Annotated in this window: 26 protein-coding genes and 3 pseudogenes; 6 read left to right on the top strand and 23 right to left on the bottom strand. The window is 25.4% G+C overall.

Features of this window, described 5'->3' with window-relative positions; all coding sequences use genetic code 4:
• Positions 1-34: 34 nt before the first annotated feature.
• From AC6I4F_RS01435 to AC6I4F_RS01370, 14 genes are all read right to left on the bottom strand, one after another.
• Positions 35-2,332 carry a ribosome-inactivating family protein gene (locus tag AC6I4F_RS01435; protein ID WP_497874053.1) on the bottom strand — a complete coding sequence of 766 codons (2,298 nt, stop codon included), beginning with the start codon at positions 2,330-2,332 and terminating at the stop codon, positions 35-37.
• A gap of 342 nt (positions 2,333-2,674) precedes the next feature.
• Positions 2,675-2,875, bottom strand: coding sequence for a hypothetical protein (locus AC6I4F_RS01430; protein ID WP_497874052.1), 201 nt, complete (start codon positions 2,873-2,875; stop codon positions 2,675-2,677).
• 275 nt (positions 2,876-3,150) lie between these two features.
• Positions 3,151-3,654, bottom strand: a complete 504-nt coding sequence (locus AC6I4F_RS01425) for an ERF family protein (protein ID WP_497874639.1) — start codon at positions 3,652-3,654, stop codon at positions 3,151-3,153.
• A 42-nt stretch (positions 3,655-3,696) separates the two neighbouring features.
• On the bottom strand, positions 3,697-4,263 hold the full coding sequence (locus AC6I4F_RS01420) for an SGNH/GDSL hydrolase family protein (RefSeq protein ID WP_497874638.1): 567 nt from the start codon (positions 4,261-4,263) through the stop codon (positions 3,697-3,699).
• Positions 4,264-4,295: 32 nt separating this feature from the next.
• Positions 4,296-4,604, bottom strand: a complete 309-nt coding sequence (locus tag AC6I4F_RS01415; protein ID WP_497874051.1) for a hypothetical protein — start codon at positions 4,602-4,604, stop codon at positions 4,296-4,298.
• Between the two features lie 105 nt (positions 4,605-4,709).
• Entirely contained in the window at positions 4,710-5,144 is a 435-nt protein-coding gene (locus AC6I4F_RS01410; protein ID WP_497874050.1) for a hypothetical protein, read from the bottom strand.
• Positions 5,145-5,704: 560 nt separating this feature from the next.
• Positions 5,705-5,998 (bottom strand): hypothetical protein, encoded by a 294-nt coding sequence (locus AC6I4F_RS01405; protein WP_497874049.1) that lies wholly within the window; start codon positions 5,996-5,998, stop codon positions 5,705-5,707.
• A gap of 35 nt (positions 5,999-6,033) precedes the next feature.
• Positions 6,034-6,195 (bottom strand): hypothetical protein, encoded by a 162-nt coding sequence (locus tag AC6I4F_RS01400; RefSeq protein WP_497874048.1) that lies wholly within the window; start codon positions 6,193-6,195, stop codon positions 6,034-6,036.
• A gap of 55 nt (positions 6,196-6,250) precedes the next feature.
• Entirely contained in the window at positions 6,251-9,121 is a 2,871-nt protein-coding gene (gene uvrA, locus AC6I4F_RS01395; protein WP_497874047.1) for an excinuclease ABC subunit UvrA, read from the bottom strand.
• A 435-nt stretch (positions 9,122-9,556) separates the two neighbouring features.
• Complete coding sequence (locus AC6I4F_RS01390; RefSeq protein WP_497873632.1) at positions 9,557-9,946, bottom strand: transposase; 390 nt, start codon at positions 9,944-9,946, stop codon at positions 9,557-9,559.
• Positions 9,939-10,178: a hypothetical protein gene (locus AC6I4F_RS01385; protein WP_497874046.1), complete on the bottom strand. Its 240-nt coding sequence runs from the start codon at positions 10,176-10,178 to the stop codon at positions 9,939-9,941. The genes AC6I4F_RS01390 and AC6I4F_RS01385 overlap by 8 nt, the downstream gene beginning before the upstream one ends.
• Complete coding sequence (locus tag AC6I4F_RS01380; protein ID WP_497874045.1) at positions 10,150-10,314, bottom strand: hypothetical protein; 165 nt, start codon at positions 10,312-10,314, stop codon at positions 10,150-10,152. Before AC6I4F_RS01380 ends, AC6I4F_RS01385 begins: the two co-directional genes overlap by 29 nt.
• Positions 10,315-10,446: 132 nt before the next feature.
• A complete protein-coding gene (locus AC6I4F_RS01375) occupies positions 10,447-10,896 on the bottom strand; it encodes a hypothetical protein (protein ID WP_497874044.1) in 450 nt (149 codons plus the stop codon).
• A 248-nt stretch (positions 10,897-11,144) separates the two neighbouring features.
• Positions 11,145-11,276 (bottom strand): hypothetical protein, encoded by a 132-nt coding sequence (locus AC6I4F_RS01370; RefSeq protein ID WP_497874043.1) that lies wholly within the window; start codon positions 11,274-11,276, stop codon positions 11,145-11,147.
• 344 nt (positions 11,277-11,620) lie between these two features.
• Between AC6I4F_RS01370 and AC6I4F_RS01365 the strand changes: the two genes are divergently transcribed.
• The 3 genes from AC6I4F_RS01365 to AC6I4F_RS01355 all read left to right on the top strand — a co-directional run bounded on the left by AC6I4F_RS01365 (position 11,621) and on the right by AC6I4F_RS01355 (position 15,047).
• Positions 11,621-12,013 (top strand): hypothetical protein, encoded by a 393-nt coding sequence (locus AC6I4F_RS01365; RefSeq protein WP_497874805.1) that lies wholly within the window; start codon positions 11,621-11,623, stop codon positions 12,011-12,013.
• Positions 12,014-12,275: 262 nt separating this feature from the next.
• Positions 12,276-13,097 (top strand): IS1595 family transposase, encoded by an 822-nt coding sequence (locus tag AC6I4F_RS01360; protein WP_497874041.1) that lies wholly within the window; start codon positions 12,276-12,278, stop codon positions 13,095-13,097.
• Between the two features lie 531 nt (positions 13,098-13,628).
• Positions 13,629-15,047 (top strand): APC family permease, encoded by a 1,419-nt coding sequence (locus AC6I4F_RS01355; protein ID WP_497874040.1) that lies wholly within the window; start codon positions 13,629-13,631, stop codon positions 15,045-15,047.
• Positions 15,048-15,060: 13 nt separating this feature from the next.
• On the opposite strand, the gene AC6I4F_RS01350 is transcribed toward AC6I4F_RS01355, so the two are convergent.
• The 6 genes and pseudogenes from AC6I4F_RS01350 to AC6I4F_RS01325 all read right to left on the bottom strand — a co-directional run bounded on the left by AC6I4F_RS01350 (position 15,061) and on the right by AC6I4F_RS01325 (position 21,120).
• Positions 15,061-15,495, bottom strand: coding sequence for a methylated-DNA--[protein]-cysteine S-methyltransferase (locus AC6I4F_RS01350; protein ID WP_497874637.1), 435 nt, complete (start codon positions 15,493-15,495; stop codon positions 15,061-15,063).
• A gap of 170 nt (positions 15,496-15,665) precedes the next feature.
• Positions 15,666-16,487 carry an IS1595 family transposase gene (locus AC6I4F_RS01345; protein ID WP_497874039.1) on the bottom strand — a complete coding sequence of 274 codons (822 nt, stop codon included), beginning with the start codon at positions 16,485-16,487 and terminating at the stop codon, positions 15,666-15,668.
• Positions 16,488-16,532: 45 nt separating this feature from the next.
• Positions 16,533-17,187, bottom strand: a pseudogene (locus tag AC6I4F_RS01340) (CatB-related O-acetyltransferase).
• Between the two features lie 14 nt (positions 17,188-17,201).
• The gene (gene uvrB / locus AC6I4F_RS01335) at positions 17,202-19,187 is read right to left on the bottom strand and encodes an excinuclease ABC subunit UvrB (RefSeq protein WP_497874038.1); all 1,986 of its coding nucleotides are present in this window, start codon (positions 19,185-19,187) and stop codon (positions 17,202-17,204) included.
• Between the two features lie 373 nt (positions 19,188-19,560).
• A pseudogene (locus tag AC6I4F_RS01330) lies at positions 19,561-20,687 on the bottom strand (IS3 family transposase).
• A gap of 22 nt (positions 20,688-20,709) precedes the next feature.
• Positions 20,710-21,120: a transposase gene (locus AC6I4F_RS01325; protein WP_497874037.1), complete on the bottom strand. Its 411-nt coding sequence runs from the start codon at positions 21,118-21,120 to the stop codon at positions 20,710-20,712.
• A gap of 312 nt (positions 21,121-21,432) precedes the next feature.
• Here AC6I4F_RS01325 and AC6I4F_RS01320 point away from each other — a divergent pair, with 312 nt between their 5' ends.
• Positions 21,433-21,558, top strand: coding sequence for a hypothetical protein (locus AC6I4F_RS01320; RefSeq protein ID WP_497874036.1), 126 nt, complete (start codon positions 21,433-21,435; stop codon positions 21,556-21,558).
• Here the strand turns inward: AC6I4F_RS01320 and AC6I4F_RS01315 are convergent.
• On the bottom strand, positions 21,536-22,357 hold the full coding sequence (locus AC6I4F_RS01315) for an IS1595 family transposase (protein ID WP_497874035.1): 822 nt from the start codon (positions 22,355-22,357) through the stop codon (positions 21,536-21,538). The genes AC6I4F_RS01320 and AC6I4F_RS01315 overlap by 23 nt on opposite strands.
• Positions 22,358-22,889: 532 nt before the next feature.
• Between AC6I4F_RS01315 and AC6I4F_RS01310 the strand changes: the two are divergent.
• Positions 22,890-24,239, top strand: a pseudogene (locus AC6I4F_RS01310) (DNA translocase FtsK).
• 134 nt (positions 24,240-24,373) lie between these two features.
• Here the strand turns inward: AC6I4F_RS01310 and glyA are convergent.
• Entirely contained in the window at positions 24,374-25,675 is a 1,302-nt protein-coding gene (glyA, locus tag AC6I4F_RS01305) for a serine hydroxymethyltransferase (RefSeq protein ID WP_497874034.1), read from the bottom strand.
• A gap of 37 nt (positions 25,676-25,712) precedes the next feature.
• Positions 25,713-26,156, bottom strand: a complete 444-nt coding sequence (gene rpiB, locus AC6I4F_RS01300) for a ribose 5-phosphate isomerase B (protein ID WP_497874033.1) — start codon at positions 26,154-26,156, stop codon at positions 25,713-25,715.
• A gap of 190 nt (positions 26,157-26,346) precedes the next feature.
• Here rpiB and AC6I4F_RS01295 point away from each other — a divergent pair, with 190 nt between their 5' ends.
• Positions 26,347-26,655, top strand: coding sequence for a PCC domain-containing protein (locus AC6I4F_RS01295; RefSeq protein WP_497874032.1), 309 nt, complete (start codon positions 26,347-26,349; stop codon positions 26,653-26,655).
• The last annotated feature ends 111 nt before the right edge of the window (positions 26,656-26,766 follow it).

Below are 26,766 nucleotides of genomic sequence, written 5' to 3'. Positions count from 1 at the left end.
GTTACCATATAGGTAACTTTTTTTATTTATATTTTTATAAACTTGTTACATTATTTGTAACAAAATTTGTTTTATTATCAATTGGTAAATGTTGTTCATGATTAATAAAATTGGTAATATTTTTGTTTCATTTTAATGTGTTTTGTAATTCATTGTTTTCTTCTAAATCATCTATAACAGATATTTCTCTTTTCTTTCTATTCTTTTCTACTTTATCATTACTTCATCCTATGAAATGTAAATGATATTTTTCACCTATATTATTTGTTACAAAAGCACTACCATGACCATCAAGTTCAATATTAACTATTGGAAAATTTAGATTATCAAATCTACTAATATCTGGGTTATCTTTAAATACTTGATCACCATTTACAAAATAAACACCATTTTCAGTACCAATATATATTGCTTTGTTAACTACATGATCTTTATCATCAGTATGAGTTACTACTTTTACAATATTTACTTTAAAATTATCTTTATCAATTTTTGTGTGACCTCATCCAAACAAATTTAAACGAAATAGTTTTCTTGCATTGTTAATAACGTAAGCACTACCTTTGTGGTCTAAAATTATATCTTTTATTGGAAAATTTAAATTATCAAATCTTTCAGTATATGGATCATCATTATACACTTTATCACTATTTATAAAATAAACACCGTTTTCAGTACCAATATACAATGCTCCTTTAACAATATGACTACCTTCATCATGTTCTTCATTCATACATTTGATAATATTTACTTTATTTCCAGTATTGATAGTTCCCGTTTTTCTAATACCTCATCTATTATCAAAACCATAATATTTAGTAAAAGTGTAAATTATTCCCATATTATTTGTTACATAAGCGTTTCCGTTATTATCTAATATAATATTTTCTACCGGAAAGTTTAATTCTTCAATTTTATCAATTCTTTCTCCATGAATTAAATATACTCCATTATCTGTACCAATATAAATATCTCCTGCTTTTAAATTTAAACCTTTACCACCAACTTTTTCATCTAAAATTTTTATTGTAGTTATTTTTCCTTGAATTTTATCAATTTGTGGTTTTAAATCACAAAATTTTTCATGTCAATAAGTATTTTTTATTTCTCTTTTTCCTCTACGACAATTTACATCTCGTCCATTATTTCTTAATCTAAAATTAATATAGCCAAGTAAAACTTGAACTGACGGTGAATTTAATTCTTTTGTAAGGTCTAACATTGTGAAACCATTTCAGTATCGATTATTAATATTATCAACAGATTCTATTAGTCTTTGTTGAAGACGATTATTTCTTGATCTTTGACTTCAACTAACTAAAATTCTATAAATTTCACTTCTTCGGTTAAATTCTAAATTTTCATCTTTATTAACTAAATGTGTTACAATACGGGCATAAATATCTGGAAATCTTATTGCTTCTGCAGTCATAAAAACAACTTGTCCCAAAGATCTGGCTAAGTTTCCTAAACTATGCTCTTCAGAAACATTAATATCATTAGTTAATACTATAAAAGCATTAACAATACTATTTCAATTAATATTGTTATTTTGAGTTGGAATCATATCTATATAATCTGGACTAATTCCAGTTAACTGTCTATTTTGCATTCCATCAATGTTTATTAAATGTGGAACTGTTCCATCTTGAACAGCTCTAGGTTGCATATTTGGATTAATATTCTCAAAATTAAAATGATAATAAGTAGACATTTCTCCTATATGATAACCTCTTTCAGTAACTATAAAACCTTGAATATATAAATTATCGGTTCTTAAAACTAATTCTAAATTATTTTCAATACTTTGTGTATTTTGTTGTCATCTAATTACAATTGGAAGCCGAAAATAACCATAATTTTGAGTATTTAAAGTAAATATTCTATTAATTTCTCCTCAATTTGTATTTTCGGTATTATCAAAAAAAACTCTTAATATATTATTATTTACTAATGAGTGAAGAACTGATTGAAAACTATTTCTATATTGTTGGCGATTATTACTATCAATAGTTAATTGTTCAGTTAATTGAAAAATTGCTCTTCGATTTGGATTAGGTTGTCTTTTATGTCTGTTTCTATTTTTTTTATGACGATGTTTATGTGTACTTGTTTCTAGTTCTGTTTGATAAATTGGATTAATATTTTGATTTGTTTCATTTAAACTATATGGTTGATAATTATTACTTGATTTTGTAAAATTAATTTCTTGATTTATTGATTTTAAACTGGTATTTTTACTAACTCAATCTTTAATCTTTTTATTATCAATTGACTTAGCATTAATACCTTGTGTTTTATCATTAAATAATGGTGCAGATAATACTCACAATTTAAATTAATAACTTGGATTAAAATATTTCATAATTTTATACCTCTTTATTTTAAACATAAAAAACCAATTTACTTTTTTAAATAAAGCAATGAGTTAAAAACTTATATTAAGTTTTATAAATTTTTTATACACCATTATTTTTTTTATACTTATTTAAACTTTTTTATAATATTCTTTAATTTCTTTTGCTTTATTTTTAAATTGTTTTTTATGAAAATAACACATATTAAAAAATTGTTCTGTACTATTTTCTATATCTAAAGTTTTTAAAGTAACTAATACATGACTATTACAATCTTTAACAATACTTTTTCTTGTTTTTGTTTTTGCATTAATTATTTACTCCTTATTTAAATAATATCAACTAATTAATAAACTATCTGCTTCATCATGATTATTAATATTAATATTTCATTCATATTTTTCATTTAAATAAAAACATATATCTTCACTTATTTTTTTATTTCAATTTTTTAAAGAAATATTAGTAATATTATTATCTATATATCATTTCTTTCATGAAGAAGGACTTATTAACATATTTTTTGTTAATAATTTATTAAATCTTCCTGCAATAAAACCACGTAAACGTTCTTGAGTTTAATAACCAATACTATTTTTTGAATGAAAAGTACCACGTTCCATTAATAAATCATATTCATTCATATCAATTAAATAACTTATTTGTTTTTGTATTTTTTCTCAATCATAATTATAATTTTTAAAACTATAACTATTTATTCATATTGGTTTTTTATTTTCTCATAATGTAAATCCAGTATTTTTTTATTGATGGGTCAATTGAAAGTAAATAATTATTCATAATTTCTATATTCACTTTTATTATTATTTTTTAAATTCTTAAATATTTCACGAATTTCTTTAAATTTATCAAATAATACTTTTAAATAATTTTCACCCATTAATATTAAAAAATCTTTATTATTACTTGGATTTAATCTTTCCATATCTTCTCTTATACATTCATCAAATAAAACTGTATTTGTAATCATATATTTTTCAAAATAATCTAATTGTTTTTCACTTGGTTCTCATTTTTCATTAGACATTTTTATATTATTACTATAACTTTGTTGTTTATTATTATTTGTAATTAAATTAACATTATCATTATCTGGGTCAAGTTCATCTTCACTTAATAAAAGTAAATTCATTAAAAAATATCTATAAGCATAAGTTTCTGCACTACCTTTTGCTTTTGCTATATCTGTATTTTTAGCACAAGCAAGTATATCAAAATATTTTAATTCTTTATCATTATCTAAATCTATAATTGTATATCTTTTAAAATAAGTTATTTCTACTTCTTTAGTATCTAAATAATTTAGGCTTTTATCCCTTTATGTACTATTTTTAAATTTTATCACATAAATGGAGATAAAAGCCTTATTAATATTTTCTTCATTAACACCTTCATTGAAATGAGGAACAATAATACCATTATTAATTATTTTACTAAAATCAGTAGTAACTGCTGCATCAATAATATTGTTATTAATATTCAAGTTTTTAAACTTATTAATAGCGTTTGTTATTGCTGCAAACATATCATATTTAATAATATTTTTTTTATTTTTATTTAATTCTTCAATAAAACCATCTAACATTTTATTAAAATTAGTAGTTAAATTTAAAATACGTTCCTTATCTTTTTCTTTATTTTTAAATAAAGGGATAATACTAATATTAGGCACATTACATAATAAAATATGTTGAGCACCTTTATTTATCAATTTAGTTAAAGCATTTTTTATTAACTCAACTGCTTTATTAATAATTTCTTCTTGGTCCTTTAATAATGATTGTTTAAAAGCATATAAAATATCATTACCACCAAAGTCAACTAAAATTATATCATTAATATTAATATGATGCTGACTAATTAAAGCATCTACTTGATGAGTAATATCAAAATGATTAATAACAAAGTTTTCTACTGTTAATTCTTTTTTCTACTAGCTAAAGTTCCACTAACTGCATAATTATTACCAATTTGCTCATCAGCAAATAAAAAAAGGTCAAATCTTCAAGCAGAAGTTAAATTTATATGCAAATAATCGGCAATAATTTTTGCTGCCACAGGACCATTAGAAAAAGAATTTTTATAAAATGGTGGCAACATTTTAACTATTTTAGGTATTTTTAAATGCTTAAAAAGAGCTGTAAAACCACTTACTAATGCTCCTGTGTCTGATAAACTATCTCCCAGAACATAAAAGTTACCTTTTATTTTTTCATTATTATTCATAACTTCTCCTTCTAACATAAACTTAAACTGAAAATATCTTAACATAATTGATTTAACTTGTCATAGTACAAAAAATAATTATGCTAAAAGCGGAAATTATTATATTTAAATAATAGAATTTCCTCTTTGTTTATAATTTTTAATAATATTAATAGTAATTAATGTTGACATTAAACAAGTAATACAACTAATAATATTTAAAACAACAGCAACAATAGTAATTTGATATGAAAAAACTTTATTATCATTAAATTGAGGTAAAAGCACAATAACACTAATAATTTCGCAACTTGTTCCAATAATACCTAAACAAAAACTAATAAAATCAAGCGAAATACTAAATTGATCTTTTCGATATAATTTCATATTTTGTTTTATCAAAGTTTTCTTTAATCTAATTAAACGGAACATTAAGAAAAAAGATAGAAAAGCTAAAGTAAAACTAGTAATATCAAAAAAAGATGCAACAACAGTTATTCAAAGTGATGCTTTATCATTATCTCAAAAAGGTTGTAATGCTAAAATACTTAAAATTCCCAAACAAATACCTATTAGACCAGTTCCAAAACTTATTAAGTCCATTTTAAGAATTTTTTTATTAAACTTTAAAAAATATACTCTTTTTTCCAAAGTGACAAATCCTTTCGTGTCTATATATATAAATAAAATTTTATCATATAAATGGATATATTTTCTCCAGTTTTAGATTACAAATAAATAAAAAGAATAACTATAATTGTGTTATTAATCTATTGTTTGTTGAAATTTCAATATTTTGTACATTAATTGAATTTATTTCCTTAACAAGAGAGACAATATTTTCTTTAAATAAATTAAGTCTTTGTCTTTTTTTCTAATTTTTATTTCAACTTTATTTAAACTTTTTTTAATATTACAAATTTTTAATCCAATTTTATAAAGTTGCTCTTTTTGATTATTTAAAACAACTTTTTCACATTCTATTCTATTAACTAATCTTATTTCAAAATTATAATAACCAAAAGTTAAAAACTTAACTAATTTACTTTTAAATTTAAAAATCTTACTTGTTTTCTGTTTTTGAAAAACTTCTAATTTTTTAAGACTATTATTATGAAAATTTAAAATAATTTCTTGTTGATTATTAATTTTATATAATTTTTTTTCAATTCTCATTTTTTACTACTTAATTTACAATTTAATTCTATTTTTAATGCTGTAATTTTATCAATAAGTTTATTCTTTTCCTTCTGATTTTGTTCTTTTCATATTAAAGTAAATTCAAGTAATTCAAACTCTAGTTCTTTATCTCATGGGAAAAAATTTTCTTTTTCAAACTTAAAAAAAAGAAATTCAAGTTTTTTTCTTTCATCAGTAAATACTTCATCTTTTACTTTCACTAAAAATTTTTGCATTCATTGATACTGTTTTTCCGTTATTTTTATTTTTTTTAAAAAAAATCTTTTTCAAAAAAAATAAATCAATACTCTAAGTATTGTATATTAGAAGAAGTACTAAAAAAATCTTTTAACTTTATTATATTACTTTTAACATTTTGTATAGTTGAATTTATAAGTACTTCTTTTAAATTTGGTACTACTTCTAAAGACATTTTATTTCTCCACTTCTTTTGTTAAAATTCAAGAATACTACAGAAAATATTTTAATTATTTTCTATTCAAATCGCGATTAATAACTGCTTTTAAATATTGTCCAGTATAAGACTTAGGATTTGTTATTACTTGTTCTGGTGTTCCTGTAGCAATGATTTCACCACCAAATTTACCACCCTCAGGTCCTAGATCAATAATGTAATCAGCAACTTTAATAACTTCTAAGTTATGTTCAATTACAACAACAGTATCACCATGATTAACGATTTTATTTAAAACTTCAATTAACCTTTTAATATCATCAACGTGTAAACCAGTAGTTGGTTCATCTAAAATATACATAGTTTTGCCAGTAGCACGTTTTTGTAATTCTTTAGCTAGTTTCACTCTTTGTGCTTCACCACCAGATAATTCAGTAGCGGGTTGCCCTAATTTTACGTATCCTAATCCTACTTCTTGTATCATTGCTAATTTTTTATGGATTTTTGGATGATTAGCAAAAAAAGTTAATGCTAAATCAACAGGCAGTTCTAGTACATCATAAATATTTTTACCTTTATATTTAACTTGTATTGTTTCACTATTATAACGTTTTCCTTCACAAATTTCGCAAGTTACATAAACATCTGGTAAAAAATGCATCGCAATTTTAATAACACCATCGCCAGAACAACGTTCACATCTTCCTCCTGGTACATTAAATGAAAATCTACCTTTAGCATATCCTCTAATTTTTGCTTCTGGTGTTTGTGTAAATAAATCACGAATATCATCAAAAACTGAAGTATAAGTAGCGGAATTACTCCTTGGTGTTCTGCCAATTGGTTCTTGCGAAATAGCAACAATTTTATCAATAAATTCAATCCCTTTTATTGCTTTATGTTTTCCTGGTCGTTGTCCCTTTAAACCCAAATACTTTTGAATACTAGTATATAAAATATCATTAACAAGCGTTGATTTACCACTTCCTGAAACACCAGTAACACAAATAAATTTACCTAAAGGTAATTTAACATTTATTTTACGTAAATTATTAGCTTGTGCTTCTTGAATTTCAATAACTTTACCATTACCACTTCTTCTTGATTTAGGTAACACAATAAATTTTTCACCATTTAAATATTGTCCAGTAATTGAATTAAGATTATTAGCAACTTGCTGTGGTGTACCTTCAGCAATTACTTCACCACCATAAATTCCGGCTTTTGGACCAATATCAATTAATCAATCTGCTGCTCACATTGTATCTTCATCGTGTTCTACTACTAATAATGTATTATCAAGATCTCGCATTTGTTTTAAAGTTTCAATTAACTTAACATTATCACGTTGATGTAAACCAATTGAAGGTTCATCAAGAACATACAATACTCCCGTTAATTGCGAACCAATTTGAGTTGCTAATCGAATTCGTTGTGATTCACCACCAGATAAAGTTTGTGCCATTCGCGATAAGTTTAAATAACCTAAACCAACATTAGTTAAAAAACTTAAACGATTAATGATTTCTACTAATATTAATTTAGCAATTTCTTGTTGATAAGGTAATAATTTAATATTTAACATAAATGTTAAACTTTCTTCGATGTCTAAATTAGTATACTGACTAATATTCATTTCTTTATTATTTTCATCTTTAATTTTAACTGCCAATGCAAATTCATTTAATCTTGTTCCTTGACAAGTTAAACAAGTGCGTTCACTCATAAATTTACGATAATAATCACGGGCAAAATCACTAGTTGTTTCTAAAAAACGTCTTTCAATTAAAGTGGCAATGCCTTCAATATAATCATGATTAGGATATTTACGACCATTTGCCGAAGTAATACTGAAAGTAATGGCTTCATCACTACCGCGCATAATATAATTAAGTTGTGTTTTTGTTAAATTTTTTAATGGATGATTCAAATCAATTAAATAATGATAACAAAGAACTTTTAATTTTTGTCATTCTAAATTACTAGTACCAACTAAGTTTTTATAATACTCAATGCCACCATCATTAATTGATAATTTTAAATCTGGCATTAATAATTCTTCGTCAACTTCTAATTTTACTCCCAAGCCTTTACAATCAAAACACGCTCCACTTGGTGCATTAAAAGAAAATAAACGCGGTTCTAAACTGGGAATTGAAAATCCACAAATTTTACAAGCATATTTTTGAGAAAATAATCACGTTTCATTTGTTTGCGATAAAATAACCTTTGCTAAACTATTACTATGATTTAAAGCAACTTCTAAAGCATCATGAATTCGTGAAATAGTATTATCATCATTGGTAAATTTAATACGATCAATAACAATATCAATATCATGACGTAATGATTTATTCAATTCAATTGGTTCATCTAAACTATATATTTTATTATTAATTTTAACTCGCAAAAAATTTTCTTGTTTTAATTTTGCTAATAAATCTTGATGACTACCTTTTTTAGCATTAATAACTGGTGCTAAAATTTCAATATTAGTATTATCTTCTAACGTTTTAATTTTATTAACCATTTCTTTTAAAGTTTGTGTGCTAATTGGACCATGACCCTTATTACAATAAGGAATTCCAATTCGTGCATAAAGTAAACGCAAATAATCATAAATTTCAGTAACAGTACCAACAGTACTGCGAGGATTATTACTTGTAGTTTTTTGATCAATAGAAATTGCTGGTGCTAAACCATCAATAGCATCAACATCAGGTTTTTCGCTGTTTCCTAAAAATTGACGAGCATAGGCTGAAAGTGATTCAACATATCTTCGCCTTCCTTCTGCATAAATTGTATTAAAAGCTAATGATGATTTACCACTTCCTGAGACACCAGTAATAACTACTAACTTATACTTTGGAATTTTAATATTAACATTTTTTAAATTATGTTCACGTGCACCTTTAACAGTAATATATTTTTGATTATCTGTCATTTATTCCTCCACTTATATGCTTTTTCTAATTAATTATATACTATATATAATTAACTTTAATATCAATTATAATTAGTTTAAAATATTATCTAAATCAATATTTAAAATTTTAAAATTATTTATTGCAAAAGAAAGTATATAAAAACTTAAATTACAAAAAAAATGAACAATATATATTCAAAAATGAAATACAGCAATTGCTCATTTTATAATAAAATTTAAAAAATAGAATTAATTATTACTAAAAAATGTTATATTCCAATATTTTTTTCTAATAAAAAATAATTGGAATAATTTTATTTACTTAAATTATATAAATTTATCCATTAACTTTATTTATATTATTTTTGGCTTTTATCCCTTTATGTACTATTTTTAAATTTTATCACATAAATGGAGATAAAAGCCTATCTAGGAAATTATCCCCACATGTATCTAAATCAAACACAAAATTATAGTTTCAAAACTAGGTATCTTATTGAATTTATATGCAGCTTCATTTGCATATAAATGAATATTGTGTTTTGAAACTTTTATGTGTGTTCGGAAAGTTCGTCGGATGTGTTTTCATGCAGATTCAATCTGGTTTGTGTTTACACCTGTTGATGACACATACCCAACTTCATGATTTACGATTTCATGTTTGTGATATAAGTTTTTGAAACTTCCATATCTCTTCCAAGAATCCGTAAATAGACAACACCCAGTAGAAATGTGTTTCAATGCAAATCATAAAAGGTTTTTCTCATCTGCTTTTTTCAATACTTTCACAATTAGTTTGTTGCTGGTTTTCTCATAAACTCCAACAATCAAGGTTTTATTCAACAAGAAAGATCCTTTTTTTTTTAAAACCTACATGTGAAAGATACATTTCATTCATCTGTGCTGTGCCATCATCAATGAACCCTACATCTTGATTCCAAATTCTAGTTCTGATTTCATGACCCATTCTTCAAGTTGTTTTATATGTCACACCCAATTCCCTTGCAACATCTGTTGATGGTATACCATGTTTGGTGTTTATTCATCTAAAGATGAGATAAAACCAAGATGTCAAAGATGTTTGTGACTTGTGAAAAATGGTGTCATGAAGAATAATAAGATGTTTGATGACATTTCAAACATCTTATTCTTCTCAAATCAGAAACATTCAAACTAGAAGAAGCACACCTGATACATTTCATTACTTTCAACTTCGCTATATATTTCTAACAATCATTTTCATTTTGAAATATGCTATTGAATTCATTTCAATTCATTTTTTCTTCCACACTAGTAAATGTGGGGATAATTTCCATATTTTTTTTCTTTCTTTTTTATTAACTTTAACTACTACTATTTTCTCCTTGATATTGTCAAAGTTCAGCAAATATTCCAGCAGCTAAATTATTCTCGGTATTAGAGATGCCTTTTTCAGTATCAGCAGTTGTTTTAGTTCGCAAAAGATTATTATAACTACCTAAGAATGGTACATATTTAGAACCTAATGATCCTGAAGTTCTTTCATTAATAAAAACTAGTTTTGCTGAAGCAGGAGTGGTTCATACCTGACCATTATTTAAAAATGTATGATTATGCTTTCCAACACTTCCTGATGTTTGTCCTTCTTTATCACTATGAACTATTGTTAAACCTTTAGCAAGATCTACTTTTACTCAACCTTCTGGCATTTTTGATCCAACAGGCATTCATTTATATTCACCAGGAATTCATTGTCCTTTACTTTCATCTGATTTTTTATTTTTTTCTTGACAATCTTTTAATTGTTCTTCCAATTCTTCTCTTTTTGCTTTACATTCTTTTAACTGTGCTTCTAGTTCTTCTCTTTTTTCTTTACATTCTTTTAAATCTTCTTCTAATTTTTTAACTTTATCTTCAAAACTTTCTAATTTTTTATTTTTTTCTCTACATGCTTTTAATTGTTCTTCCGATTCATCAATTTTATCTTCTAGTTCTTTAATTTTTTTGATTTATCTAATGATTCTTTTACTGATTTTGCATAAAGACTACTTATTTCTTCTAATTAATTAGCTGTTTCTTGTAATTTTTTATTTAATTTTTCCATTTTTGCTTGACAGTCGCTATCATCAACATTAACAGTAGTAACACTTTCTCAACTATCTTCTTCTACTGTCTTATTTTTTTCATTTATCATTTTTAAGTATCCTCCTTTTTATTAAAATTCTCGTATACTATTTTTATTAATAATGAAAATTATTGAAAATATTATTTTGTTTCAATTTTAAATAAATCTCACTTAAAGTTTAAAAATGAAAAAATTACTATACAATAAACTTTCCTAGAAAGCAATTATTAATAAAATTAAATATTAAAAATTATTATTAAAATTGAAAAACAATTAAGTTATAAAAAATTATTAATTTAATTATTTTAAAATAATTAAATTAACATACATTAATATTTTAAACATTTGATAAGATAGCGTAAAATAATTAGTAGTTTAGAAAAGGCTTAAAAATGACAGTAATCAACACATCTGTGAATCAAAAAATTTTATTAACTGTTTATAAAAGATTTTGTTATTCTTTTAGCAAAATTTTATTAGTTATTCTATTATTTATTTTTGTTTATTTTTATTCAAAAAAATATCAAAAACAATTTTTAGAATTTTGCTTTTCTTATCAAAAAGAAGGTAAATTTAAAATAAATAACGAACAAACAGTTGATATTAATAGTTTTAATTATCATCAATATGATTGTCAAATTAAAAATCTTAATAAATATGACTATCCAATTGATTGAAAAAAAGAAAATTATCAAGAATTTACCATTAAAAATGATAATAATCAAAACATTAGTTGTCTAAATGTCATTCAAAAAAAGAAAAGTGATAAATGAGTTATTGGTTTTCATGGTTGAACAGAAAATTAATATTTAGTATTAAGATTAGTCTCATGATTTTATGAAGAAGGATAAAATATTTTAACTTTTGATAGTGTTGCTCACGGTAAAACTGATGGCCAATATAGTGACATTGGTCTTACTTGTGCTGAAAATATTAACTGTTTAATTAATTGAATAAAAGATAATTATCAAGTTAGCAGTATTGGTTTAATTGGTAATAGTATGGGTGCATCAACAATTAATTATTATTTAGGAAATTATCCCCACATGTACTAGTGTATAGGAAAAAATGAATTGAAATGAATTCAATAGCATATTTCAAAATGAAAACGATTGTTTGAAATATATAGCGAAGTTGAAAGTAATGAAATGTATCAGGTGTGCTTCTTCTAGTTTGAATGTTTCTGATTTGAGAAGAATAAGATGTTTGAAATGTCATCAAACATTTAGTATTCTTCATGACACCATTTTTCACAAGTCACAAACACCTTTGACATCTTGGTTTTATCTCATCTTTAGATGAATAAACACAAAGCATGGTATACCATCAACAGATGTTGCAAGGGAATTGGGTGTGACATATAAAACAGCTTGAAGAATGGGTCATGAAATCAGAACTAGAATTTGGAATCAAGATGCAGGGTTCATTGATGATGGCACAGCACAGATGGATGAAATGTATCTTTCACATGTAGGTTTTATTCAACAAGGATCTTCCTTGTTGAATAAAACCTTGATTGTTGGAGTTTATGAGAAAACCAGCAACAAACTAATTGTGAAAGTATTGAAAAAAGCAGATGAGAAAAACCTTTTATGATTTGCATTGAAACACATTTCTACTGGGTGTTGTCTATTTACGGATTCTTGGAAGGGATATGGAAGTTTCAAAAACTTCTATCACAAACATGAAATCGTAAATCATGAAGTTGGATATGTGTCATCAACAGGTGTAAACACAAACCAGATTGAATCTGCATGAAAACACATCCGACGAACTTTTCGAACACAAATAAAAGTTTTAAAACACAATATTCATTTATATGCAAAAGAAGCTGCATATAAATTCAATAAGATACCTAGTTTTGAAACTATAATTTTGTGTTTGATTTAGATACATGTGGGGATAATTTCCTAGATAGGCTTTTATCTCCATTTATGTGATAAAATTTAAAAATAGTACATAAAGGGATAAAAGCCATTATTTATTTAATTATAAAGTAACCAATTTAATTAACTGGGCAATTACTGATTGTGGATTCTCTAATCTACTTGTTCAATTTCGTTATGTCGTGCAATATCGCTATAAAAAAACTTGATGATTAATTAGTAATGGTTTAACAAAAAGATATCAAAAATTTAAAAATACAAATATTTTAGAATATGATTTATTAAAAAAAGAAAAACAGGTTTTCAAGTTCCTACTTTATTAATTAACGGTAAAAAAGATAATTTTGTCCCATTTTTCATGGCTAATGTCATTCATAATTATCAAGTTAAACTCCATTATAAAAATTATGATTATTTATTTTTGGAAAATATTGGTCATATTGAAACCTTACCAAATGCTTATCAAACTTACATTAATAAAATAAAAAGTTTTATCAATACATACGAAATAAAAAAATAGAGATAGGAAAAAGACATGAAATTAAAAAAGAAGTATTCGTTTTGAGTAATATTAATGATGGCAATTTCTGCCACAGTTGGATCATCAGTACTAATTTCATTTGGACAAGTAGCATTTCAAAGTGGATTTAATCCGATTTTAATGATATGTGCCTGAATTTTAGGCGGTATTTTAATTTTGCCAGAAATGTTATTACTAGCAGAAACTGCTATTTCTTTTCCGGGAAATGGAAGTGCTTATTATTGATTAAAAAAAGCAAATTGAATGGCTTGTTCGTTTTGATTGGGATGGATTTTAGTTTTAATGGTTAGTGCTACTGCCGTTGCTTCTGCTACTTTAGCATTAGGTAATATTATCGGTACTTTAGCTCATATTACTAACCAATGGTTGATAAAATTATTTGGAATTTTAATTTTATTTGTATTAACTATAGTCCAAATATTTATTAAAAATAGTTCTGGAAAAACACAAATTATTTTTACAATTTTAAAAGGATTACCAATTACTTTTGTTTTATTTATTGCTATGATTTATGGCAATACAGATAGTTTTAATAGTGAACTAGTTCAAAAAGATTTATCAAAAATTTTTCTCGCAACTTATGTTTTATTACCAGCTACAACAATGACACTATTTGCCTATTCAGGAATTGAAGCAATAACTTATGTTACTGAAGAAGTAGAAAATCCAAGAAAAAATGTACTTTGAGCTTTAATTGTTGCAACTGGACTAATTATTTTTTTATATTTAATACTATTAATTGCTTTGTTAACTATTAATGAACAATTTTCATGATTAGATAAAAATGATGGATTTAGTAACGTTTGATATTATGCTATTATCAATAATCCTAATATTCCTCATGTTTTAGCTTATATTTTTTCAGGACTAGCAATTTTATTATTTGTTGGTTCACTAAATGCATTTCTACTTTATCAATCACGTTTAATTTTTAAAATGAGTGAAGAAAAAGATTTGTTTAAATTTTTTCAAAAAACAACTAAAAGAACTAATATGCCATGAGCTGCTATGCTACTATTAATATTTGTTGCTTTAATTTATATTTTATGAAATCAATTGTATGAAGTAACTAATTACTTTATTATTGCTATTAGTTTTTTAAAATTAATTGTTAATTCAGTCATTATCTTTTTAAGGCGCAAACATCCAGACTACCAAAAGATTTTTAATAATTTTTGATTTTATTTTTTCATTATTATTGGTTATTTAGGAGCAATAATTGCTATTGTTGGATCATTTTTAGCAATGTATTATTATGGTACACAAAATAATAATATGTGAGCATTATGAAATTCACTAATTTTAATTGCTGTTATGTTAGTAGGATATCCTGTTTACTATATTAAAAATTATGTAGTTAAAATTGTTAACAATTTTAAAAATCAAAAAAAGATAATCAATCATAAAAAATAATCTTATACCTTATTTACTTTCTTGTGCTAATAAAAAATTTTTTAATATGGGCAACATAAAGATAATTAACAATATTCTTATTTTTATTAACAACACGATGACAAGGAACAATAATTGCTAATGGATTTTTACTTAAAGCCGAACCCACTGCCCTACTTGCTTTTGGATAACCTATTTTTTGCGCTAATTCTTGATAAGTTAAAGTTGTCCCAAATTGAATAGTACAAGTTTTACTCCATACTAATTCTTGAAAAGGAGTTCCTTTTAAAGCTATTGGTAAGTTAAAATCACTTAATTTTTTATCAAAATACATTGCTAGTTGTTTTAAACAATTAAATACCACTATATTACTACTATTCTTAGCAACTTGACGAGTATTAACGAAACTAACTTTTACTACTTGTTCTGCAACTACTATGATTTCAATTAAACCTATTTTAGTAGTTAAATAACCATATTTTTTGATATTTTTTATTACCCCTTTATTTTATTTAAACTATTACTTTCTTTTACAAGTTTTTGTAATATTTTAGGCTTTTATCCCTTTATGTACTATTTTTAAATTTTATCACATAAATGGAGATAAAAGCCTATCTAGGAAATTATCCCCACATGTATCTAAATCAAACACAAAATTATAGTTTCAAAACTAGGTATCTTATTGAATTTATATGCAGCTTCTTTTGCATATAAATGAATATTGTGTTTTGAAACTTTTATGTGTGTTCGAAAAGTTCGTCGGATGTGTTTTCATGCAGATTCAATCTGGTTTGTGTTTACACTTGTTGATGACACATACCCAACTTCATGATTTACGATTTCATGTTTGTGATAGAAGTTTTTGAAACTTCCATATCCCTTCCAAGAATCCATAAATAGACAACACCCAGTAGAAATGTGTTTCAATGCAAATCATAAAAGGTTTTTCTCATCTGCTTTTTTCAATACTTTCACAATTAGTTTGTTGCTGGTTTTCTCATAAACTCCAACAATCAAGGTTTTAAAAAACAAGGATCTTCCTTGTTTTTTAAAACCTACATGTGAAAGATACATTTCATCCATCTGTGCTGTGCCATCATCAATGAACCCTGCATCTTGATTCCAAATTCTAGTTCTGATTTCATGATTCATTCTTCAAGCTGTTTTATATGTCACACCCAATTCCCTTGCAACATCTGTTGATGGTATACCATGCTTTGTGTTTATTCATCTAAAGATGAGATAAAACCAAGATGTCAAAGGTGTTTGTGACTTGTGAAAAATGGTGTCATGAAGAATACTAAATGTTTGATGATATTTCAAACATCTCATTCTTATCAAATCAGAAACATTCAAACTAGAAGAAGCACACCTGATACATTTCATTACTTTCAACTTCGCTATATATTTCAAACAATCGTTTTCATTTTGAAATATGCTATTGAATTCATTTCAATTCATTTTTTCCTATACACTAGTACATGTGGGGATAATTTCCATATTTTATTATCAGAATTTTTGTTTTAACAAATCTGAATTTTCAATAATCTTTTCAATACATCAATCTCATCACTTTATATTTTGTAATTTTTGAACTATTTTTTTAGAAAAACGATATTTTATAATTTTAGCAAGATTACCACCAACAATAGCATAATGAGGCACATTTTTTATAACTACACTTTTAGCTGCAATTACTGCCCCATTACCAATAGTTACCCCTCTTAAGAGTCACATCATGACCAATTCAAACATCATTTTCTATCACTGTTGGTGATTTAATCGGAAATTTATCTAATTTATCTTTTTCTGTAACTTCTGATAAATTTAATGATTTATAAAATAATGGTAAAGTAAATGTTGAAACTGCACAATAATTATGATTGCCACCATTCATTATAAATAAAACACCTTGTGCAATTGAACAAAATTTACCAATAATTAATTCATCATTTATCATATTTGGAAAATGATAAATTATATTTTTATTTTCAAAATCAATAACTGCTTGATCATCATTAAAATCATGATAATAAGTATAATCACCAATAAAAATTTTAGGTTTAGTAATATAATTTTTTATTAAAAATATTGTTGGTATATGAGGATTAATTTTAGTATTTGGACTTATCAAAATACCTTTTTGTGCTTTATCGGTCAACTTATTTTACTCCTTTATTTTTCACTTTCAATACTCAAAATTAAATCACGAAGTGAAGCTGCCTTTTCAAAATTTAAATCTTTAGCTGCTTGTAACATTTCAACTCTTAAATCAGCAATTATCTTTGTTTTAGCAGTTATTTTTGTTTTACCTTTACTTGAATTTAAAATTTTTAAATCAACATCTAATTCTCTAGTACTTATGATTTCACTCAACGGTTTTTTAACAGTAACTGGTACTATATTATGTTTTTTATTATAAGCAAGTTGAATTTCTCTTCTTCTTTGCGTTTCTTCAATTGCTTGTGTCATTGCCTCTGTCTTAATATCTCCATATAGTATAACATGACCATTAACATTTCGTGCTGCGCGACCAATAGTTTGGATTAATGATTTAGTATTACGTAAAAAACCAGATTTATCAGCATCCAAAATACAGATTAATGACACTTCTGGTACGTCTAATCCTTCACGTAATAAATTAATACCAACAATAACATCAAAAACACCTTTTCTTAAATCTAACAAAACTTTAGTACGTTCTAATGTTTTTAATTCATTATGAATATAAGCAACTTTAATTTTTTGTTCTTGTAAAAAATTTGATAATTCTTCTGCCATTCTAATTGTTAAAGTAGTAATAAATACTCTTTCATTTTTTTTTGTTCGTAATTTTATTTGATTAATAATATCTTCTATTTGATTTTTAGTTGGTTTAATTTCAATTGTTGGATCTAATAAACCTGTGGGACGAATAATTTGTTGAACTGGTACATTAAAGGGCTCAACTTCATTTTTAATTAATGCTAATTCATAATCAGCAGGAGTTGCTGAAGTATAAATAACTTGCTTTAACTTATTAGAAAATTCATTAAAATTTAAAGGACGATTATCCAAAGCACTAGGTAAACGAAAGCCATATTTTACTAATGTTTCTTTTCTGCTACGATCAGTATTATACATTCCTCTAATTTGCGGTAATGTCATATGAGATTCATCAATAATTGTTAAAAAATCATCTGGAAAAAAATCAATTAAAGTATATGGTGCTGAACCCACTTCTCTATTTTCTAAATGACGAGAATAGTTTTCAATACCACTACAAATACCAAATTCTTTTAAGGATTCTAGATCATGTTCTGTTCTTTGTTCTAATCTTTGCGCTTCTACTAACATATTATTTTTTCTTAGTTGTGCTAATGTTATTTTTAACTCTTCAGTAATTTTAATAATTGCCTGATCAACACGATTTTTACTAGTAATATAATTTTGCGCAGGAAAAATTGTAATAAAGGGAAAACGCTCTAAAACATTAGCGCCTAATGTATCAATACGTGCTATTTCTTCAATTTCATCACCAAATAAACTAATTCTTAAATAAAATTGATCATTTCAAGATGGAGCTAACTTTATTAAATCACCTTTTGCACTAAAACTACCCGGTTCTAATGTAATATCATTACGTACATATCCATTTTTAATTAGTCTTAATAATAAATCTTTTCTATTAATTTTTTGTCCTTTTCTCAATTCAAAAAAGTTATCTTTATATGCTGTTGGTTCTTGTTCACCATAAATTGCTGCTACTGATGCCACAACAATAACATCTTTACTAATAGATAAACCATTTAAAGCACTTAATCTTAACATTTCAATTTCTTGATTTTGTTTAGAATTTTTATCAATATAAGTATCGGTTTTTGGTAAATATGCCTCAGGTTGATAAAAATCAAAATATGAGACAAAATATTCAACGCGATTTTCAGGAAAAAAAGTTTTCAATTCTCCATATAATTGCATAGCTAATGTTTTATTATGTACTAAAATTAAAGTTGGTTTTTGCACTTGCGCAATAACATTGGCCATTGTAAAAGTTTTACCCGTACCAGTGGCTCCCAATAATACTTGGTATTTAATATTATTTTTAATAGCTACTACTAATTTTCTAATTGCTTCGGGTTGATTACCTGTTGGTTTATAAGGTGCTTTTAATTTAAACATAACTTTATATTCCTTTAAAACTTCTATATACAATACCATATTATTTTAAATAAAATAATAATAAAAATTTTATATAATCAAGTAATAGGGTCTTTGCCCCTCGTTGCTTGGCAACTCACCCCAGCGGGGCTAAACCCCGCGGCCAACTAACCAAGGTTCTGGTTGGCACCGACGAATAATATAGGTTTATTCTATTTTAACATTTTTCTTATTTTTCTTAGAATGTTTATTTCTATAATAACAAGTACGGCATACAATATTTTCAGTTTCTTTCTTTTCAGTTTGTAATATATTATCCAACTTATCTAATCCTACTGTTCTAATATCATCAACAATAAAATCTAATGCTTGTGACTTGGAATGGCAACCTTTTTTAGGACTGTTTTTTGGTAGACATTTGTGCTTGGTGTTTTATGGAGGTTAAGTAGTTTAGAGTGTTGTGGATTCTTATGTTGTTGTATCAATTGATACAATCAAATAATTCTAATTTTAATTGGATTAATGATGTAAAATTTTTATCATTATTAAACTCTGTTTTGAAAGTTTTGAAAGTTGCTTCAGCAACAGCGTTATCATAAGGACAACCTTTTTTGCTTAAAGAGTGGGTAATATTAAAGGCTAATAAAACTATTGATAAACTTTTATTATTAAATTCATTACCGCGATCGCTATGAAATATTTCAATATTTTTTAAACAACGATTTGAGCACATAAATGCTTGATATACTAATGATGCATCTTTTTTAGTACCTACACTATGTCCAATAATTTCGCGATTGTACAGGTCCATTAATAAGCAAATATAGTTTCATTTATCATTAACTTGAACATAAGTTAAATCACTAACAATAACTTCATTTTTAAGCCTATTATTAAAGTCTCTATTAACAAGATTAGTAATTTGACTATCATTGACTTTATTATGATAATTTTTTTATGATAATTTAGTGTAATTTGATATTAAATTATGTTTATTCATAATTTTTTTAATTTTTCGTCTTGATAAATTAATTTTCTTTTCTTTTAGAACAACTTTTAATCTTCTTGTTCCATAAGCTTCTTTATTTTCTTTAAAAGCACTAATAACAGATTCATAATACATATTATTTTGAATTTTATCTTCTTTTTTCTTGAAATTAAAATAATATGTTGATTTAGAGATTTTTAAAAAACGAGACATTGTGCTAATTTTATATTTAACTTTATTTTTAGTAATAATTTCTATTTTCTGCCTATTATTAGTGCTGCTTGCTTTAAAATATCATTTTCCATTCTTAATTGTTTTAATTCTTTTCTTAATTTAATTAATTCATTTTCTTCAATAGAACGGTTATCTTTGGTTTTAAAACTGCCTGAATTAGTAAATTGCTTAATTCAATTATAAGTAGCTGCTCTTGTAACATTGTACTCTTTAGCAAGACAAGACACTGACTTACCACTTTGATATAAAGTTACTATTTGTTTTTTAAATTCATCTGAATATGAATTAATATTGGCCATAATTATAATTACTTTCTTTTAACTAATTTGTTCACTTGTCTACGTAATTAGTGTCCAATAAAGTGTAACCCATCCAGAACCCTGCATCTTGATTCCAAATTCTAGTTCTGATTTCATGACCCATTCTTCAAGCTGTTTTATATGTCACAACCAATTCCCTTGCAACATCTGTTGATGGAATTCCATGTTTGGTGTTTATTCATCTAAAGATGAGATAAAACCAAGATGTCAAAGGTGTTTGTGACTTGTGAAAAATGGTGTCATGAAGAATACTAAATGTTTGATGACATTTCAAACATCTTATTCTTCTCAAATCAGAAACATTCAAACTAGAAGAAGCACACCTGATACATTTCATTACTTTCAACTTCGCTATATATTTCAAACAATCGTTTTCATTTTGAAATATGCTATTGAATTCATTTCAATTCATTTTTTCCTCCACACTAGTACATGCGGGGATAATTTCCTCTAAATAATTAAAAATTACTAATAGTTCACATCATAATAATATTTATTAAAATGGTTAGTAAGTAGTAACAAACACCCCTATATATGATATTATTTTTATAAAGATTGGTAATTGTTTTAAAAATATTAAAATTAAACAAATTAAAAATAGTAATAATAAAATTGGTATCTTATTAGGCACTCTAATTTTATTGTTATTAATAACTTTTAGTTTATTAAAACTACTACCAATTGGTAAATTTTTAGACGATTTTATATTCTTTTTTTTATTTGGATGAAGCAAATATTTAAGGCTTTTATCCCTTTATGTACTATTTTTAAATTTTATCACACAAATGGAGATAAAAGCCTATCTAGGAAATTATCCCCACATGTATCTAAATCAAACACAAAATTATAGTTTCAAAACTAGGTATCTTATTGAATTTATATGCAGCTTCTTTTGCATATAAATGAATATTATGTTTTGAAACTTTTATGTGTGTTCGGAAAGTTCGTCGGATGTGTTTTCATGAAAATTCAATCTGGTTTGTGTTTACACCTGTTGATGACACATACCCAACTTCATGATTTACGATTTCATATTTGTGATAGAAGTTTTTGAAACTTCCATATCCCTTCCAAGAATCCATAAACAAACAACACCCAGTAGAAATGTGTTTCAATGCAAATCATAAAAAGTTTTTCTCATCTGCTTTTTTCAATACTTTCACAATTAGTTTGTTGCTGGTTTTCTCATAAACTCCAACAATCAAGGTTTTATTCAACAAGGATTTTCCTTGTTGAATAAAACCTACATGTGAAAGATACATTTCATCCATCTGTGCTGTGCCATCATCAATGAACCCTGCATCTTGATTCCAAATTCTAGTTCTTATTTCATGACCCATTCTTCAAGCTGTTTTATATGTCACACCCAATTCCCTTGCAACATCTGTTGATAGTATACCATGCTTTGTGTTTATTCATCTAAAGATGAGATAAAACCAAGATGTCAAAGGTGTTTGTGACTTGTGAAAAATGGTGTCATGAAGAATACTAAATGTTTGATGACATTTCAAACATCTTATTCTTCTCAAATCAGAAACATTCAAACTAGAAGAAGCACACCTGATACATTTCATTACTTTCAACTTCGCTATATATTTCAAACAATCGTTTTCATTTTGAAATATGCTATTGAATTCATTTCAATTCATTTTTTCCTCCACACTAGTACATGCGGAGATAATTTCCTAATTTAATTAATGATTATTATCAATCTTGATGAAATTCAACTATTTTTAATAAATATCACGGATTTTTCAAATCACCTATTTCCTTTAATAATTGAAATATTGATAGTTTCTTTCCTTCTTATCTTGTTGGTGGATTAATCGGTAATACTATACTAGAATTTTTAGGTTACACAACTTTTTTTGTTAATTTTATATTAAATATATTAATGATTATTATTTGTTTTAGTTGATTATTTTTTAACCGTCTCTTAATTTTATTTATCACTATTTCAAATCATATCAAAGAAACAATTTTAGATTTTAAAGTTAAGCGAAAAGATCAAAAAATTAATAAATTAGAAAAAGCAAAAGAAAAACAAAAAAACTTACTTTGGCACAAAATAATACTATCAAAATCAATAATCTAAAAAAAGAACTAAAAAGAAATAAATAACAAGCAAAAAACAATAATAAGCAATCTAAATTAGAAACTAAACAATTTACAAAATAAAATTTAGCAAACAATAAAGTAAAAAACGAAAAAATAAACTTTGACATAGAAACCAATAAGGAATTATTACAAGAAAATAACAAAATTAATAATCAAAAATCTGAAAATAATGAAACAAAAATTAAAGAGCAAAACAAAATTATTAATCAAATTGAAAAACAAAATAACAATCAAGAAAAAACAAAAGTTTTTCTTCCTGAACAAACTATAATTAATCAAAAATATATTTTACCAACATTAAAATTAACTAAAAAATCAGATAATCTAATAAAAAAGCAAGAAGAAAATGAAAAATATGTTTTAGAAAATAAAGAAAAAATTAATCAGTTATTTAAAAAATTTTCTGTTCAAGGAAAAGTCAATGATTTTACTATTGGTACAACAGTAACAAAATACGATGTTTCAATCACTTCAGGAATGAAAATTAACAAAATTACTAACTTAGAAGAAGAACTAAAACTAGTTTTAGCAAATAATAATATTAGAATCGAAGCATCAATAGCTGGTAAATCAATGATTGGAATTGAAGTTAGTAATAAAAATATTGTTCCAATTAATATGCAAGAACAATTTGAAAATATAAGCGAAAAATATAAAAATAAAAAATTAATAATTAGTATTGGTAGAAATACTACTGGTGATTACATCTTTCATTCATTAAAAGAAATGCCCGACTTATTAATTGCTGGTAGTACTGGTTCAGGAAAATTCCTTTTTATTAATGATTTACTAATTTCTTTGCTCTTACAATACAAACCTCATGAAATAAAACTAATATTAATCGATCCTAAATGAGTATAATTAGCAATTTATAATGATATCCCACATTTAATTATTCCAGTAATTAATGAAGTAAACAAAACACCAGCAGCATTACAAGTAGTAATTTTAGAAATGATGCGTCGATACCAACTATTTGCAAAAAATGGAAATCGTGATATTGAAAGTTATAATGAAAAAATAAGTCAAGAAATTGATAAATTACCTTATTATATTATTGTTATTGATGAATTAGCAGATTTAATGGTACAAGCAAGCAAGCAAATTGAAGAAGGAATCATGCGAATTACACAAATGGGTCGAGCGGCAGGAATTCATTTAGTAATAGCAACACAAAGACCATCATTAGATGTAATTACTCGCGTAATTAAAAATAATATTCCAACAAGAATTGCTTTTAAACTTGCATCTTGAATTGATTCAAAAACAATCCTTGATACTGCTGGAGCAGAAAAATTATTAGGTAAAGGCGATATGTTATTTTTATCTCCAGGACAAAATAATATCAATCGCTTACAATTACCATGAATTAGTGATGAAGATGTTTCAGAATTAATAAAGTTTAGTAAATAACAATCTTCGGTTAAATATGATAATAATTTTATTGAAAAAATAAAAGAAATTAAAGATTCAAAAAAATAAAATAAGTTTTCTGTTAATTAACAGAAAACTTATTTTCATATTCCAAATGTAAAATAATTATTTTATTATTGAGGTAATTTTATATCTTCATAAATGGGAAATTTATTTAAAAGTATATCAACTTTTTTTCTTAATTCATGTAAACCATCATCATTAATACCCTTAGGTAATTTTCAAGCACTAATAATAATCTTTCCTAATTCAATAAACTGCTCTTCTTTAAAACCTCTCGTTGTCATTGCTGGACTACCAAAACGAACACCACTAGTAATAACAGTTGGTAAAGGATCAAAGGGAACACCATTCTTATTAGCAACAATATTAATCTTTTCTAAAATATCAACAGCTTCTTTACCATTTAAACCGTTAATATTAGTAACATTAACAGTTAATAAATGATTATCAGTTCCACCCGCCACTACATGAAATTTTGCATCAAGAAAAGTTTTTGCTAATGCTTGCGCATTTTTAATTACTTGCATTTGATAAGTTTTAAATTCTGGTGTTAATGCTTCATAAAAAGCTTGTGCTTTTGCTGCAATAATATGTTCCAATGGTCCACCTTGATTACCAGGAAATACCGCACTATCAATTTTCTTTTTTAATTCTTCAGTGCAAAGAATAGCACCACCACGTGGTCCTCTTAATGTTTTATGAGTTGTTGTTGTTGTAATATCAGCATAACAAATAGGATTTTGATGTAATCCAGCAGCAATTAATCCAGCAATATGCGCCATATCAACCATTAAATATGCTCCAACAGTATCGGCAATTTTACGAAACTTTGATCAATCAATAAGTCTTGAATAAGCACTAGCTCCTGCTACAATAATTTTTGGTTTACATTCTTTAGCAATTTTTAAAATTTCATCATAATCTAAATATTCACCCTTTTTACTTACACCATAATTAACACCGTGATAAATTTTACCAGAAAAATTAATTTTATAACCATGAGTTAAATGACCACCGGCATCAAGTTCCATACCAAGAATAGTATCACCTGGACGTAATATAGCAGCATATGCTTCAGCATTAGCTTGACTACCAGAATGAGGTTGTACATTAGCATGAAAATTACCTTTTTTACATTGACCTGGTTTATGATTACAATTAAATAATTGTTTAAAACGCTCTATTGCCAAATTTTCAATTTTATCAACATTTTCGCAACCATTATAATATCTTCTCCCTGGATAACCTTCTGCATACTTATTAGTTAATATTGTTCCAGCAAGTGTAAGTACAGCTGGTGATACATAGTTTTCTGAAGCTATTAATTCAATATGATTTTGTTGACGTTGTCATTCATCTTTCACAATTTTTTTTAATTCTGGGTCAAGACCTTTATTAAAAGATTTATCCATTTTTAAACATCCTCTCTTTAATAATTTAATAGTAAAATTATTTTAGTTTTGCAACTCTTAATTGATGTCTTTTTTCATCACTTGTTTTAGTATTTAAAAATAATTTCACAAGTTCTACTGCTTTATAATCAGAAATAATTCTAGCACCTAGTGCTAAAACATTAGCGTCATTATGAATCCTTGCCAATCTTACTGTTTCTTCCTCATAGCAAAGAGCACAACGAACACCATTAATACGATTGGTAGCAATGCTAATACCAATACCAGTACCACAAATTACAATACCAAAATCTGCTTTTTTACTAACAATAGAATTTGCAACATTAAAACCAAAATTAGGATAATCAACAGGTTCACTGCTATTTGTTCCTAAATCTAAAATTTGATAGCCTTCTGTATGTAAAAATTTAATAATTGGTTGTTTAAATTCATAAGCGGTATGATCATTACCAATAGCAACTACTAAACCATTAGTTTTCAACTTTATCACTTCCTTAGTTTAAATATTAGTTTTATTATACCTATTAATTTTAAAATTAATATATTTTCTTTTTAAAATAATTTTTATTACAAAAAGAAAAATATTTTTTTCCTATAATAATCAATTTTAATCATTATTTCTATTAATAAATATGTTAAAATACTGCTAAAAGAAAGGTGAGATTCTTATTATGAAAATTAAAAAAATGATTGGAAATAAGTATGCATTAATTATTGAAAAAGATGAAATGATTATTAAAAATTTAGAGCAATTTGCTATTAAAGAAAACATAGGAATGGCACAATTCCAAATGATTGGTGCTATTACTAATGTCACTTTAGGCTACATTCCTAAAAAAAGTACTGATTATGTAAAAAAAATTTTCTTGAACAATATGAATTGTTATCAACAATTGGAACAATCATTTAAGATGAAAAAGATAGAAATAAAACAATTATTCATTGTCATACTACTTTTGGTGATGATAATTTTAACGTAATTGGTGGTCATATGTTAGACGCGAAAGTTGCTATTAAGGCCGAAATTTTAAGTAATGAAAAAATATCACAAGTTATTGATAATAAAAGTAATTTTCATATTTGAAATTTAT

The organism is Spiroplasma ixodetis, from assembly GCF_059729505.1.
Note: the sequence above shows the minus strand (reverse complement) of the source record. Positions and strands in the feature narration are given on the sequence as shown.